This window comes from Frigoribacterium sp. CFBP 13712 (assembly GCF_014842255.1).
Classification (GTDB): Bacteria; Actinomycetota; Actinomycetes; order Actinomycetales; family Microbacteriaceae; genus Frigoribacterium.
Genome location: NZ_JACYVH010000003.1, coordinates 56,565 through 70,538, shown reverse-complemented (window position 1 = coordinate 70,538; position 13,974 = coordinate 56,565). Strand labels below are relative to the sequence as shown.

The 13,974-nt window shown below is 69.9% G+C and carries 11 protein-coding genes; 5 read left to right on the top strand and 6 right to left on the bottom strand.

What is annotated here, in order from left to right; all coding sequences use genetic code 11:
* The first annotated feature begins 10 nt into the window (after positions 1–10).
* The 3 genes from IFT51_RS06490 to IFT51_RS06480 all read left to right on the top strand — a co-directional run bounded on the left by IFT51_RS06490 (position 11) and on the right by IFT51_RS06480 (position 4,741).
* A complete protein-coding gene (locus IFT51_RS06490; protein WP_192060279.1) occupies positions 11–1,339 on the top strand; it encodes an HRDC domain-containing protein in 1,329 nt (442 codons plus the stop codon).
* Positions 1,340–1,412: 73 nt separating this feature from the next.
* A complete protein-coding gene (locus tag IFT51_RS06485; protein WP_192060278.1) occupies positions 1,413–2,618 on the top strand; it encodes an acetyl-CoA C-acyltransferase in 1,206 nt (401 codons plus the stop codon).
* A complete protein-coding gene (locus IFT51_RS06480; protein WP_192060277.1) occupies positions 2,615–4,741 on the top strand; it encodes a 3-hydroxyacyl-CoA dehydrogenase NAD-binding domain-containing protein in 2,127 nt (708 codons plus the stop codon). The genes IFT51_RS06485 and IFT51_RS06480 overlap by 4 nt, the downstream gene beginning before the upstream one ends.
* A gap of 82 nt (positions 4,742–4,823) precedes the next feature.
* On the opposite strand, the gene dxs is transcribed toward IFT51_RS06480, so the two are convergent.
* The 5 genes from dxs to dut form a co-directional block, all read right to left on the bottom strand.
* Positions 4,824–6,776, bottom strand: a complete 1,953-nt coding sequence (gene dxs / locus IFT51_RS06475) for a 1-deoxy-D-xylulose-5-phosphate synthase (RefSeq protein WP_192060276.1) — start codon at positions 6,774–6,776, stop codon at positions 4,824–4,826.
* 126 nt (positions 6,777–6,902) lie between these two features.
* Positions 6,903–9,731, bottom strand: a complete 2,829-nt coding sequence (acnA, locus tag IFT51_RS06470; protein ID WP_192060275.1) for an aconitate hydratase AcnA — start codon at positions 9,729–9,731, stop codon at positions 6,903–6,905.
* Positions 9,732–9,889: 158 nt separating this feature from the next.
* Positions 9,890–10,642 (bottom strand): DUF3159 domain-containing protein, encoded by a 753-nt coding sequence (locus IFT51_RS06465; protein WP_192060274.1) that lies wholly within the window; start codon positions 10,640–10,642, stop codon positions 9,890–9,892.
* A gap of 7 nt (positions 10,643–10,649) precedes the next feature.
* Positions 10,650–11,360: a DUF3710 domain-containing protein gene (locus IFT51_RS06460; RefSeq protein ID WP_192060273.1), complete on the bottom strand. Its 711-nt coding sequence runs from the start codon at positions 11,358–11,360 to the stop codon at positions 10,650–10,652.
* Complete coding sequence (gene dut / locus IFT51_RS06455; RefSeq protein WP_192060272.1) at positions 11,357–11,833, bottom strand: dUTP diphosphatase; 477 nt, start codon at positions 11,831–11,833, stop codon at positions 11,357–11,359. The genes IFT51_RS06460 and dut overlap by 4 nt, the downstream gene beginning before the upstream one ends.
* Before the next feature lie 38 nt (positions 11,834–11,871).
* Between dut and IFT51_RS06450 the strand changes: the two genes are divergently transcribed.
* Positions 11,872–12,327 (top strand): DUF3093 domain-containing protein, encoded by a 456-nt coding sequence (locus IFT51_RS06450; protein WP_192060271.1) that lies wholly within the window; start codon positions 11,872–11,874, stop codon positions 12,325–12,327.
* Here IFT51_RS06450 and IFT51_RS06445 read toward each other — a convergent pair.
* Positions 12,302–12,592 carry a DUF4193 domain-containing protein gene (locus tag IFT51_RS06445; RefSeq protein WP_192060270.1) on the bottom strand — a complete coding sequence of 97 codons (291 nt, stop codon included), beginning with the start codon at positions 12,590–12,592 and terminating at the stop codon, positions 12,302–12,304. The two genes, IFT51_RS06450 and IFT51_RS06445, sit on opposite strands and share 26 nt — an antisense overlap.
* A gap of 197 nt (positions 12,593–12,789) precedes the next feature.
* Here IFT51_RS06445 and sepH point away from each other — a divergent pair, with 197 nt between their 5' ends.
* A complete protein-coding gene (gene sepH / locus IFT51_RS06440; RefSeq protein ID WP_192060269.1) occupies positions 12,790–13,956 on the top strand; it encodes a septation protein SepH in 1,167 nt (388 codons plus the stop codon).
* The last annotated feature ends 18 nt before the right edge of the window (positions 13,957–13,974 follow it).

Sequence of the window (13,974 nt, the reverse complement as noted above, 5' to 3'; positions counted from 1 at the left end):
GGACACGACCATGAACCCCGCCGCATCCGAATCCCGCAGCGTCGACTCCGGCGTCGTCGGCAGCGCAGGCGACCCGTCCGGGGGCGATCAGCCCGTGGTCTCCGTGTCGCCGAGCGTCCTGACGACCGCCGACGACCTCCACGGCAGGGTCGACGTCATCGCCGACCGGCCGGGGTACCTCGCAGCGGTCGAGGCGATCCGCTCCGGCACGGGGCCGGTGTCGATCGACGCCGAGCGCGCCTCCGGCTTCCGGTACTCGCAGCGGGCCTATCTCATCCAGGTGTTCCGTCGCGGCGCCGGGGTCTTCCTCTTCGACCCGCCCGCGATCGGCTCGTTCGCCGAGCTGCAGGAGGTCATCGGCCACGAGGAGTGGGTGCTGCACGCCGCCAGCCAGGACCTCGCGTGCCTCCGCGAGGTGGGGCTCGACCCCGCGACCGTCTTCGACACCGAGCTCGGGGCCCGGATCGCGGGGCTGCCCAAGGTGGGGCTCGGTGCCGTGGTCGAGCAGCTGCTGGGCATCCACCTGGCGAAGGAGCACTCCGCCGCCGACTGGTCGACGCGTCCGCTTCCGCAGAGCTGGCTCGTCTACGCCGCCCTCGACGTCGAGCTGCTCGTCGACCTGCGGGACGCCATGGAGGCGCGGCTCGTCGACGCCGGCAAGCTCGAGATCGCGCGTGAGGAGTTCGCCGCCACGGTCGCGCGCGAGGCGAAGCCGCCGAAGGTCGACCCCTGGCGTCGTCTCACCGGACTGCACACCGTGCGGGGCACGCGCGGTCTGGCCGTCGCCCGGGAGCTGTGGCTGGCCCGCGACGAGTACGCGCGGCAGATCGACACCGCACCCGGTCGACTCGTGCCCGACTCGTCGCTGGTGGCGGCGACCAAGGCGATGCCCGCCGACAAGCGCGCCCTGGCGGGTCTGCGGGAGTTCGTCGGACGCGCGAGCCGGAGCGAGCTCGACCGCTGGTGGGGCGCCATCGAGCGCGGCCTCGCGACGACCGACCTCCCGTCGACCCGCGGTCCCGCGGCGGAGACGCTGCCGCCGCCCCGCAGCTGGGCCGACAAGAACCCGATGGCCGACGCCCGCTACCGGTTCGCGCGCCCGCGCATCGCCGAGATCGCCGAGACGTTCGACATGCCCGTCGAGAACCTGCTGACCCCCGAGCACCTGCGGCGTCTCGCCTGGGAGCCGCCCATCCCGTTCGAGACCGACGCCGTCGCGGCGGCGCTCGAGGCGCTCGGCGCCCGACGCTGGCAGATCGACGCCGTGGCCGAACCGCTCGCCGAGGCCTTTGTCGACGCCCACCAAGAGCCCGAGGACGGCGACGGCGCGACTTCGTAGACATCCGCGAAGGATTCTCCGCCCGGCAGGCGTCGTCCCTAGGATCGGACCAGATCCGAGCACTGGAGGCAATGTGGCCGAGAGAACAGATGTCGTCTTCGTCGACGGGGTACGCACCCCGTTCGGGCGGGCCGGCGACAAAGGCATGTACTGGAAGACCCGGGCGGACGATCTCGTCGTCAAGGCGATGAGGGGTCTGCTCGAACGCAACCCGTCCCTGCCGCTCGACCGCGTCGACGACGTCGCCATCGCGGCGACGACCCAGCAGGGCGATCAGGGTCTGACCCTCGGGCGGACGACCGCGCTCCTGGCCGGTCTGCCGAAGTCCGTCCCCGGTTTCGCGATCGACCGGATGTGCGCCGGGGCCATGACGAGCGTCACGACTCTCGCCGGGGGCATCGCGTTCGGCGCCTACGACGTCGCCATCGCCGGGGGCGTCGAGCACATGGGCCGCCACCCGATGGGCTTCAACGCCGACCCGAACCCGCGGTTCGTCGCCGAGAGGATCGTCAGCGGCGAGGCCCTCAACATGGGAAACACGGCTGAGCGGATCCACGATCGGTTCCCGCAGCTGACGAAGGAGCGGTCGGACCGCTACGCCATGCGGTCTCAGCAGAAGCTGGCCGCGGCCTACGACGCCGGCCACATCCAACCCGACCTCGTGCCCGTGGCCGTGGCCACCGACGAGGGCTGGGGTCTCGCCACCCGTGACGAGGCGCCTCGCCCCGAGACGACCCTCGAGGGTCTCGCCGCGCTCCGCACGCCGTTCCGGCCGCACGGCCGCGTCACCGCCGGCAACTCCTCCGGGCTGAACGACGGAGCGACCGTCAGCCTCCTCGCCTCGCAGCAGGCGGCCGACGAGCTCGACCTCACCCCCAAGATGCGACTCGTGAGCTTCGCCTACGCCGGCGTCGAACCCGAGATCATGGGCATCGGACCCGTCCCCTCCACCGAGAAGGCCCTCCGCAAGGCGGGCCTGTCGATCGACGACATCGGGCTCTTCGAACTGAACGAGGCCTTCGCGGTGCAGGTGCTGTCGCTCCTCGACCACTTCGGCATCGACGACGACGACCCGCGGGTCAACCCGTGGGGCGGTGCGATCGCGGTGGGGCACCCGTTGGCCTCCAGCGGGGTCCGCCTGATGATCCAGCTCGCGCGCCAGTTCGAGCAGCGACCCGACGTCCGCTACGGCCTGACGGCCATGTGCGTGGGTCTCGGTCAGGGCGGCAGCGTCATCTGGGAGAACCCGCACTACTCGCGAAAGGCGGCCCGCGCATGACGACGGCCCTCGAGACCCTGACAGCCCTGTCCGCCGACGAGGTCGTGACGCACTCGCACGTCCGCGACGTGCCGATGCCGTCCGGTGGCGTGCTGGCCCTCGTCACCCTCGACAACGGCCGCGACCACACCCGACCGAGCACCCTCGGACCGGCGACGCTGGCCGAGTACGGCGCGACCCTCGACGCCCTCCGGGCCCGCGCCTCCCGGGGTGAGATCGCCGCCATCGCCGTGACCGGCAAGCCGTACTTCCTCGCCGCGGGGGCGGACCTCAGCAAGGTCGGGCAGATCCCGAGCCGCGAGGTCGGGCTCGAGCTGGCCCGGCAGGGCCACGCGGTGCTCGGCAAGCTGCACGACGCTGGCGTGCCCACGTTCGTGTTCGTGAACGGACTGGCGCTCGGCGGCGGGGTGGAGATCGCGCTGCATGCCGACTACCGCACCGTCGACTCGTCGGCGGCGGCGATCGCGCTGCCCGAGGTGTTCCTGGGGCTCATCCCCGGCTGGGGCGGCGCGTGGCTCCTGCCCAACCTCATCGGGATCGAGAACGCCCTGCGCGTGATCGTCGAGAACCCCCTCAAGAACAACCGCACCCTCAAGCCCGCGCAGGCTCTCGAGCTCGGCATCGTCGACGAGATGTTCGGACCCGCGTCGTTCCTCGAAGACAGCATCCGCTGGGCCGACGGCGTGGTGACCGGGCGCATCGCGGTCAAGCGTCCGAACGCCCCCGGGCGGCTCGAGAGGGCCGTCAAATGGGATGCCGCCATCTCGATCGCCCGCAAGTCGCTGCAGTCGAAGATCGGCACCGTGGCGGCCTCGCCCTACGCGGCCCTCGACCTGCTCAAGGCCGCCAAGAACACCGACCGGGCGACCGGCTTCGCGGCGGAGGACGAGGCGCTGGCCGATCTCGTCTCGGGCGATCAGTTCCAGGCGAGCATGTACGCGTTCGACCTCGTCCAGAAGCGCGCGAAGAAGCCCGCCGGGGCCCCCTCCCCCGAGGTCGCCCGCGCGATCGGGAAGGTCGGGGTCGTGGGTGCGGGGCTCATGGCCAGCCAGTTCGCCCTCCTCTTCGTCCGACGTCTGCGCGTGCCCGTCGTCATCACCGACCTCGACCAGGGGCGCGTCGACGCCGGTGTAGCACGGATCCGAGCCGACATCGCCGAGTTGGCGACGAAGGGCCGGATCACGAGCGATGAGTCGAACCGGTTGGAGGCGCTGGTCACCGGCACCACCGACCTCCGCGACTTCGCCGACTGCGACTGGGTCATCGAGGCCGTCTTCGAAGAGCTCTCCGTCAAGCAGAAGGTCTTCGCCGACGTCGAGGCGATCGTCTCCGACACGACGATCCTCGCGACGAACACGTCGTCGTTGAGCGTCGAGGCCATCGGCGCCGAGCTGCAGCACCCCGAGCGTCTGGTCGGCTTCCACTTCTTCAACCCGGTCGCCGTCATGCCGCTCATCGAGGTCGTCAAGACCCCGAAGACCGACGAGGCGACGCTCAGCACCGCGATGGTGACGGCCAAGGCCCTCCGCAAGAACGCTGTCATCACGGCGGACACCCCGGGGTTCGTCGTGAACCGCATACTCGCGAAGGTCCTCGGCGAGGCCATGCACGCGGTCGAGACGGGCACCCCCTTCGAGGTCGTCGACCGGTCGATGGATCCCTTCGGGCTCCCGATGACCCCGTTCGAGCTGCTCGAGCTCGTCGGGCTGACCGTCGGCGCGCACGTGCTCGACACCCATCACGCCGCGTTCCCGGACAGGTTCCACGCCAGCGAGGCCCTCCACCGGCTGGCGGACCACGGGCGGATCCTCGACCGCGATTCCAAGGGCCGACGCCAGGGGTTCGACAAGAAGGCCGTCGCGCTGACAGCGGGGAAGGGCACAGCGCTGTCCGCCGACGAGCTCCGGATCCGCATCGAGGACGGCCTGGCCGACGAGGTCGGGCGCATGCTCGACGACGGCGTGGTCTCCGCAGCCGAGGACATCGATCTGTGTCTGATCCTCGGGGCGGGCTACCCGTTCCAGATGGGCGGGCTCACGCCGTACCTCGACCGGGTCGGCGCCACCGAGCGCGTCCGGGGCACGACGTTCCACTCACCCGTGATCCGCGGCGTGGCCGGCTGAGCCTCCGCGTCGACGACGACGGCCCCGCTGCTCTCGAGCAGCGGGGCCGTCGTCGGTCGAGGCGGGGACGCCCGCGTGTCGCTTACTGGTCGCGGAGGCGACCGGAACCGGTGGCGTCGGCCTGCGCACCGTCCGTCAGCGGTCGGGCCACGGGGATCTTGCTCCCGAGGACCTGAGCCACCACGTCGCGGGCGATGGCCTGCGGGGTGAGCCCCACCTCCTCGAGGATCTCGGCTCGTGAACCGTGCGCCAGGAACTCGTCGGGGAGACCCAGCTCGGTGACCGCAGTGTCGACGCCTGCCTGACGGAGATCCTGTCGGATGCGCGTCCCGATGCCGCCGACGCGCACGCCGTCCTCGATGGTCACGACGAGTCGATGCTCCGCCGCGAGATCGATCACCGAACGCGCCACGGGGACGACCCACCGCGGGTCGACGACCGTGGCGCCGATTCCCTGATCGGCGAGGCGCGCGGCGACGTCGAGACCGACGGAGGCCATCGGGCCGACGCAGACGAGCAGGACGTCGGCCCGATCACCGCGATGCAGCACGTCGACACCGTCGTGGAGTCGTTCGATCGCGTCGTGCTCGGTGCCGACGCTGCCCTTGGAGAAACGGACCACGGTGGGCGCGTCGGTGACGGCCACGGCCTCGCGGAGCTCTTCGCGGAGGCGCGTCGCATCTCTCGGGGCCGCCAGACGGATGTGCGGCACGATCTGCAGCAGCGCGAGATCCCACATGCCGTGGTGGCTCGGCCCATCGGGGCCCGTGACACCCGCCCGATCGAGGACGAACGTGACGCCGGCCTGGTGCAGCCCGACGTCCATGAGGATCTGGTCGAACGCCCGGTTGACGAAGGTCGCGTAGAGCGCGACCACCGGGTGCAGCCCGCCGAACGCGAGCCCGGCGGCGCTGGTGACCGCGTGCTGCTCGGCGATGCCGACGTCGAGCACCCGGCCGGGGAACCGCTCGGCGAGGAGATGCAGACCCACCGGTCGGAGCATGGCCGCCGTGATGCCCACCACCGTCTCGTCCCGCTCGGCGATCGAGACGATCTCCTCGGCGAAGACGGACGTCCACGACGGGGCGCCCGTCGAAGCGAGCGGCTCACCCGTCTCGGGGTCGATCTGCCCCACCGCGTGGAACTGGTCGGCCACGTCGGCCCGCGCGGGATCGTAGCCCCGGCCCTTCTCGGTGATGGCATGCACGATCACCGGGGTGCCGTAGTTCTTGGCCTGCTGGAGGGCCTCCTCCATCGCCGACTGGTCGTGTCCGTCGACCGGGCCGACGTACTTGATGTCGAGGTTCGAGTACAGCGCCTCGTTGTTGGTGAACCGGCTGAGGAATCCGTGCAGCCCGCCCCTCACCCCGCGGTAGAACGCGCGACCGGGGTGCCCGAGGTGATCGAAGACGGCACGGCTGCCCCGATGCATGTCGCGATACGTGCTCCTCGTCCGCACCGTGTTGAGGAACCGCGCCATGCCGCCGATGGTGGGCGCGTACGACCGGCCGTTGTCGTTCACGACGATGATCAGACGGCGGTCGTTGTCGTCGGAGATGTTGTTGAGGGCCTCCCACGTCATGCCTCCGGTCAGAGCGCCGTCGCCGACGACGGCGACGACGTGACGATCGGACTGCCCGGTGAGCTGGAAGGCGCGCGAGATGCCGTCCGCCCACGAGAGCGAGCTGGAGGCGTGCGAGCTCTCGACGATGTCGTGCTCGGACTCGGAGCGCTGCGGATAGCCCGCGAGACCGCCCCGGAGGCGCAGCATGCTGAAGTCCTGGCGCCCGGTGAGGAGCTTGTGCACGTACGACTGGTGGCCGGTGTCGAAGACGATGGCGTCATGCGGCGAGTGGAAGACCCGGTGCAGAGCCAACGTGAGCTCGACGACCCCGAGGTTGGGGCCGAGATGACCGCCGGTCTTGGAGACCTCTGCGACGAGGAATCTGCGGATCTCGCCCGCGAGCTCGATCATCTCGTCGTCGGTCAAGCGGTCGAGGTCGCGAGGTCCTCTGATCGTTTCGAGCAGGCTCATACCGGCTTCCCTTCCACGCCCCGGAGGGCATCGGTCCAGTCTAGGCACGAGGGGTGTGCGGAGCGTGGAAAGACCCCCGGGCCGCCGCGGATCGGCGGCGGCCCGGGGGTCTCGCGGGGCGAGGGATCAGACCAGACTGCGCAGCACGTACTGCAGGATGCCGCCGTTGCGGTAGTAGTCCGCCTCGCCGGGGGTGTCGATCCGGACGACGGCGTCGAACTCGACGACCGACTTGCCCTCGGGCGAGTGGTCGCTCGGCGTCGCGACCACGTGGACGGTCTTGGGCGTCGTGCCCTCGTTGAGCTCGGTGAGCCCCGAGATGCTGATCGACTCCGTGCCGTCGAGCCCGAGGGACTCCCAGCTCTCACCCGCCGGGAACTGCAGGGGGACGACACCCATGCCGATCAGGTTCGAGCGGTGGATGCGCTCGAAGCTCTCGGTGATGACGGCCTTGACGCCCAGGAGGCTCGTGCCCTTCGCCGCCCAGTCGCGCGACGAACCCGAGCCGTACTCCTTGCCGCCCAGGATGACGAGCGGCGTGCCGGCATCCTGGTAGCGGGCGCTCGCGTCGTAGATGAACGACTGCGGGGCGTCGGGCTGCGTGAAGTCGCGCGTGTACCCGCCCTCGACGCCGTCGAGCAGCTGGTTCTTCAGACGGATGTTGGCGAAGGTGCCGCGGATCATCACCTCGTGGTTGCCACGACGCGATCCGTAGGAGTTGAAGTCCTTGCGGTCGACGCCGTGCTCCGCGAGGTAGTGACCCGCCGGGCTGTCGACCTTGATCGAGCCCGCCGGGCTGATGTGATCGGTCGTGACCGAGTCGCCGAGCTTGGCGAGGACGCGAGCATCGACGATGTCGGTGACCGGCGTGGTCTCGATCGTCATGCCGTCGAAGTACGGGGGCTTCCGCACGTAGGTCGACTCGTCGTCCCACTCGAACGTGGCGCCGGTGGGCGTCGGAAGCGAACGCCAGCGCTCGTCCCCGTCGAAGACCCCGGAGTACTCGTGGGTGAACATGTCGGTGTCGATCGACTCGTCGATGGTCTTCTGGACCTCGGCGGCATCGGGCCAGATGTCTCGGAGGAAGACGTCTCCGCCGGCCTCGTCGGTGCCGAGGGCGTCGTTCTCGAAGTCGAAGTTCATCGACCCGGCCAGCGCGTAGGCGATGACGAGCGGCGGGCTCGCCAGGTAGTTCATCTTCACATCGGGGTTGATCCGCCCCTCGAAGTTGCGGTTGCCCGACAGGACCGCCGTCACGGCGAGGTCGTTGTCTTGCACGGCCGACGAGATCTCGTCGATCAGGGGGCCCGAGTTGCCGATGCAGGTCGTGCAGCCGTAGCCGACCGTGTAGAAGCCGAGGTCTTCGAGGTAGGTCGTGAGACCGGCCTTCTCGTAGTAGTCGGTGACGACCTTCGAACCCGGTGCGAGGGTGGTCTTGACCCACGGCTTCGCCTTCAGGCCCTTCTGGCTTGCGTTGCGTGCCAGGAGACCCGCGGCCAGCATGACGGAGGGGTTCGACGTGTTCGTGCACGACGTGATGGCCGCGATCGCGACGGCGCCGTGATCGAGGGTGAACTCGCGACCGTCTTCGAGCGTCACCGGCGTGGGCTTCGAGGTCTTGGCGGGGGCGTGCGAGGTGTGGATGTGCGTCGGGGGCTCCGTCGCGTCGTCCTCCGCCGTGAGACCGACCGGGTCGGAGGCCGGGAAGGTGCCCTCGACCGCGGCGTCGACGCTCGTGTGGTCGGTGGTCGCGTACGAGCCCAGGTCGATCTCGAACTGCGACTTCGACTCGGTCAGCTCGATGCGGTCCTGGGGGCGCTTCGGCCCGGCGATCGACGGGACCACGGTCGCGAGATCCAGCTCGAGGTACTCGCTGAAGACGGGCTCGGTCGACGGGTCGTGCCAGAGCCCCTGCAGCTTGGCGTACTTCTCGACGAGTTCGATCTGCTCCTCGCTGCGACCGGTGAGACGCAGGTAGTCGAGCGTCACGTCGTCGATCGGGAAGATGGCCGCGGTCGAGCCGAACTCGGGGCTCATGTTGCCGATCGTGGCTCGGTTGGCCAGGGGCACCTGCGCGACCCCTTCGCCGTAGAACTCGACGAACTTGCCGACGACCCCGTGCTTCCGCAGCTGCTGCGTGATGGTGAGGACGACGTCCGTCGCGGTGACGCCGGTGGGGATCGAGCCGCTCAGCTTGAAGCCGACGACGCGCGGGATGAGCATCGACACCGGCTGACCCAGCATCGCGGCCTCGGCCTCGATGCCACCGACGCCCCAGCCGAGCACGCCGAGGCCGTTGACCATGGTGGTGTGCGAGTCGGTTCCGACGAGCGTGTCGGGGTAGGCCTGCAGCACGCTGCCGCCGTCCGCCGTGGAGACCGTGCGGCTGTAGGTGACACGGGCCAGGTACTCGATGTTGACCTGGTGGACGATGCCCGTTCCGGGCGGGACGACCTTGAAGTCGTCGAACGCCGTCTGCCCCCAGCGGAGGAACTGGTACCGCTCGCCGTTGCGCTCGTACTCGATCTCGACGTTGCGCTCGAGGGCGTTCTCGCTGCCGAAGAGGTCGGCGATGACCGAGTGGTCGATCACGAGCTCGGCCGGAGCGAGGGGGTTGATCTTGGTCGGATCACCGCCGAGAGCCGACACGGCCTCGCGCATGGTCGCGAGGTCGACGATGCAGGGGACCCCGGTGAAGTCCTGCATCACCACGCGTGCGGGTGAGAACTGGATCTCCGTGTCGGGCTCGGCCGAGGGCTGCCACGAGCCCAGGGCGCGGATCTGGTCGCCTGTGACGTTGGCACCGTCTTCGGTGCGGAGCAGGTTCTCGAGAAGGACCTTGAGGCTGAACGGGAGCTTGTCGGCCCCGTCGACCGCGTCGATGCGGTAGACCTCGTAGTCGGTGTCGCCGACCCTCAGTGAATCCTTCGAACCGAAACTGTTGATTGCAGACACGTGCCGTCTCCCTTGCTGACTCCGTCGTCATCATGGTCGCTGGGCTGATACCGCACCAGCGAGGCAAGCCTAAGTCCGCGGACCGTCCGATGACCGACGTCGTCGATTTATCTCGATGTCAAGATAAAGCTACCACCGAGTAGCTGAGCGGCCGGCGCTCAGAGCCTGCCCGGGGCCGCGTCGGCCTCGAGACGCGCCCGGTAGACCGTCCGCACGAGCAGCCAGGTGACCCAGAGGACCGCCGCGTACAGCGGGACGCCCATGACGAGCTTCGTCGTCGCCAGGGCGGTGATCTGCCCGGCGAAGAAGAGGGGCAGCTGCACGGCGAGTCGTGCCGCGAACAGCCCGCACCAGAGCCACGTGGTCAGCACCAGGACCCGGCGCTTGGCCTTGTCGTCTCGCCAGGCGCTCCCCTCGTTCGTCAGCAGCCCGACGATCACGCCGATGACGGGCCACCGCACCGCGATGCTCACCAGCAATGCCAGGAGGGACACGACGTTCACGACGAGACCGGGGATGAAGTTGCCCTCGGCCCGTCCGCTGAGGAGGGCGATGGCGGCCGAGATCGCGATCCCGAACACGCCGGCCAGAGCCTGGGCCACGGGGCCGCGCTGCACGATGCGGGCGACGACGAACAGGACCGCGACGCCGACCGGGATGAGCACGGAGGGTACGAGGCTCCCCGTCAGCGTGTAGACGACCACGAATCCGAGACCCGGCAGGATCGACTCGGCGAGCCCGCGGACGCCTCCGATGGCCGAGAGCAGGGCTCCAGCCGTGGGGACCTCGCCCGGCGCGACCTGGCCGATGCCGGCCTTGCTCGCCGCCGCCCGCAGCTGCGCGGCGAGGGAGACGCGGGGATCGTCGGACGGGGACTCCGCGCCGATCCCGGTGCGGTCGTCGTCGGTCATGCCGGCCTCAGACCTGGGAGGGCGTGGTGCCCGGTGCGTCGGTCGGCCCGGCCTTGGGCATCGACAACGGGATGAGGTCGCGGGGCGCCATCGGGTTCGAGCCGCGCACCACGACGATGCTGCGGAAGAGCTCTTCGATCTTGGCCGCGGCGTCGTCGTCGACGGTCGCTTCGCCGGCGATGACCCCTCGGAGGAACCAGCGGGGGCCGTCGACCCCGACGAAGCGCGCGAGACGCGTGTGCCCGGCGTCGCCGCCCATGACCGGGATCTCGGCGCGCACCTCGGGACCGAAGGGTCCGTCGATCTCGGTGGTCGCGCCTCCTTGGCGTTGGATCTGCTCGGAGATCTGACCGCGGATCTCGTTCCAGAGACCTGCGCTGCGCGGGGCCGCGAACGGCTGCACCTGCAGGGTCGACTTCGCGAAGTCGAGCCCGACGGCCACGACCCGCTTGCTGCCCTCCTCGACCTCGAGGCGGAGGTGGAGGCCCTCACGGGGCACGATCTTGACACCGCCGAGATCGACGTAGGGCCTGACCGGATTCGCCTCGGTCTCGTCGAGCGGACCCTCTTCGGCGCGATCGGCCGGTGCGGACTTCGAGTCGTCGAAGACCTCGACCTCGTCGAGACCGCTCACATCGATCTCGACGTCGTCTCCGTCGACCTGCTCGATGTCGATGGCGACCTCGGCGGCCTGCTGCGCGCGCTTGGACTTCCTCATGCTGATGCCGTTCCTGTCTCGTGTGCGTATCCCGTGGATCCGAAGCCGCCGTCGCCCCTGACGCTCTCCGGGAGGGTCTCGACCGTGAGGAAGTCCGCTCGGACGACCGGCACGATCACGAGCTGGGCGATCTTGTCGCCGACCGCTATCTCGTGATCGGCGTCGAGATCCGTGTTGAGCAGAGCGACCTTGATCTCGCCGCGGTAGCCGGCGTCGACCGTTCCGGGGCTGTTCACCACCGTGATGCCGTGCTTGGCCGCGAGGCCGCTGCGCGGGACGACGAAGGCGGCGTGGCCGTCGGGGAGGGCGATCCGGACCCCCGTTCCGACGACAGCCCGGCGACCGGCCCGGAGGGTGATCGCCTCGGTGGACAGGAGGTCCGCGCCGGCGTCGCCGGGGTGCGAATAGCGCGGGACGAACGCGGAGCCGAGGGCCCCGTCGACCGCGATCTGGACGTCGAGGGTCTGAGTCACGTGTCGAGGGTAGTCCAGAAGTCTGGTCGAATGGACCCATGCACAACTACCGCGAGCGGCTGTCGCCGCCGGTCACCGTCTTCCTGGCCTCGGCGCTCCTGCTGCCGGCGACGCTCCTGGTCTTCCTGCCCATCAATGTCGGGGTGGGCGTGGTCATGGCGATCGTCTTCTACGTGGCGGCCGTGCTGGCGCTGCTCCTCGGCTCGCCCGTGCTGACCATCGACGACGAGGGGTTCTCGGCGGGTCGCGCGCGCCTCCACGCCCACGAGATCGGAGACGTGACCGCCTACCGCGGGGCCGCCGCCACAGCACAAAGAGGGCCCCTGCTCGATGCACGAGCATGGACCCTCTTCCGGGGATGGGTGAAGCCGGTCGTCAGGATCGAATTGACCGACGTGTCGGACCCGGCTCCCTACTGGCTGGTCTCGACCCGTCGGCCCGACGAGATCGTCGACCGGCTGACGGCCGTCAGGCGGCGCACTCCCGGCAGATAGCCCCGAGCTTGGTCTCGTGGTCGAGCTGCGAACGGTGCTTGACCAGGAAGCACTCGACGCAGGTGAACTCGTCGAGCTGCGGGGGCAGGACGACGACGTCGAGATCGAGGTCGGAGAGATCCTGACCGGCGAGCTCGAACGAGCCCGGGTTGTCGGCGTCGTCGTCGACGACACCGGTCATCTTGTCGGGGACCCGCTCTTTGAGCCCCTCGATCGACTCCGAGTCGTCGTCGTTCTTGCGAGGTGCGTCGTAGTCGGTTGCCATGCCCATCCAGTTCTATTACGTTCGTGTACCCAATTCGGCGCGCACAGTTTGCATGACTCGTTCCCGAATAGCAAACCGGTCGGCAGGGCCTCCCGGGCGCCTCGAAAGAACTGGCGGCACGCCCGTTCTATTCCCCGGTCGGAGGCCCTCGACGTGCGAGTCTTACGGGCGAATCACGACGGCGAAAGGCGTGCTACATGCAGGATCTGAGGGTCATCGGAGTCGAGAGCGGTGCGCTGCTCGTGGCGACCGACGGCGGAAGCGAGTACCGCCTCCCGGTCACGCATTCGCTCCACACGCATCTGCGCGCCGCCGCGCCCGACGGCTCCCCCGCCCAGCGCAAGGCGCCACCTCGCGAGATCCAGGCGCACATCCGCGCCGGCCTCTCGTCCGAGCAGACCTCCGCGGTCACCGGAGCCGACCTCGACTACATCCGTCGATTCGAGGGTCCCGTCCTCGCCGAGCGCGCGTTCGTGCTCGAGACCGCGATGGCCGTCCCGGTGACGGTGGCCGGCGACGACGACGGCGACTCGGGCCCGTCCACCTTCGGAGGGGTGATCGAAGCCCGCCTGGACACGGCGGAGGCATCGGACCGCTCGTGGACCAGCTACAAGGACGTCGAGCAGGGCTGGCTGGTCCACGTCTCGTACGTGACCCGCGAGGTCTCGCGAGACGCGACCTGGCGGTTCGACCCCAAGAAGCTCCTCCTCGCCCCCGCCGGCGGAGACGCCAACACCCTCTCTCAGCATCGCGAGGACGTCGGCCCTCTCGCACCGCGCCTCCGGGCCGTCGACCGCGACTCGGGATCGACCCCGGGTCGCTTCGACAGTGGCGCGTTCATGGTCGACACGACCCCCGAGGCCGACGTGGAGATCGAGGCCCCCCGGGTCGTCGAGCCCGAGCGTCATCGAAGCGAAGCCCGCTCGGCCGCCTCGCTCGCGGCCACGAACCGCTCGCCCGACCCGGCCACCTCGCACAACCAGACGGCCGATCTGCTCGAGGCCCTCCGTCGCCGACGGGGCGAGCGGGAGTCCGCGCGCTTCTCAGACGACGACGCCCCGCAGCACCCGGCCGCGGGATCCATCCGCGTCATCGACGTGCCTCTCGACGACTTCGGACTGCCCGAGGGCTCGACGGACACGACCGCCGCCCGACCCGACGCCGAGCAGGGCCGCGACGACGACTCGTCGGCTGCTGCGCATCCCCTGTCGGGCGCAGCCCGCACCGGCCGACCCCGCCGTGCCAACCCGATGCCCCCCGTGGTCACGCCGCTCTCGTCGAGCGGCAAGAAGGGCCGCGGCCGGGCGTCGATGCCGAGCTGGGACGACATCGTCTTCGGAGCGCGTTCGGACGACGACAAGTGAGTGGTCCGACCACCGGGG

Excerpts from the sequence above, each read along its gene's own strand:
- sepH (WP_192060269.1), top strand. The coding sequence starts at position 12,790 with ATGCAGGATCTGAGGGTCATCGGAGTCGAGAGCGGTGCGCTGCTCGTG.
- IFT51_RS06490 (WP_192060279.1), top strand. The coding sequence starts at position 11 with ATGAACCCCGCCGCATCCGAATCCCGCAGCGTCGACTCCGGCGTCGTC.
- dxs (WP_192060276.1), bottom strand. The coding sequence starts at position 6,776 with ATGAGCCTGCTCGAAACGATCAGAGGACCTCGCGACCTCGACCGCTTG.
- IFT51_RS06450 (WP_192060271.1), top strand. The coding sequence starts at position 11,872 with ATGCACAACTACCGCGAGCGGCTGTCGCCGCCGGTCACCGTCTTCCTG.
- IFT51_RS06480 (WP_192060277.1), top strand. The coding sequence starts at position 2,615 with ATGACGACGGCCCTCGAGACCCTGACAGCCCTGTCCGCCGACGAGGTC.
- IFT51_RS06445 (WP_192060270.1), bottom strand. The coding sequence starts at position 12,592 with ATGGCAACCGACTACGACGCACCTCGCAAGAACGACGACGACTCGGAG.
- IFT51_RS06465 (WP_192060274.1), bottom strand. The coding sequence starts at position 10,642 with ATGACCGACGACGACCGCACCGGGATCGGCGCGGAGTCCCCGTCCGAC.
- IFT51_RS06460 (WP_192060273.1), bottom strand. The coding sequence starts at position 11,360 with ATGAGGAAGTCCAAGCGCGCGCAGCAGGCCGCCGAGGTCGCCATCGAC.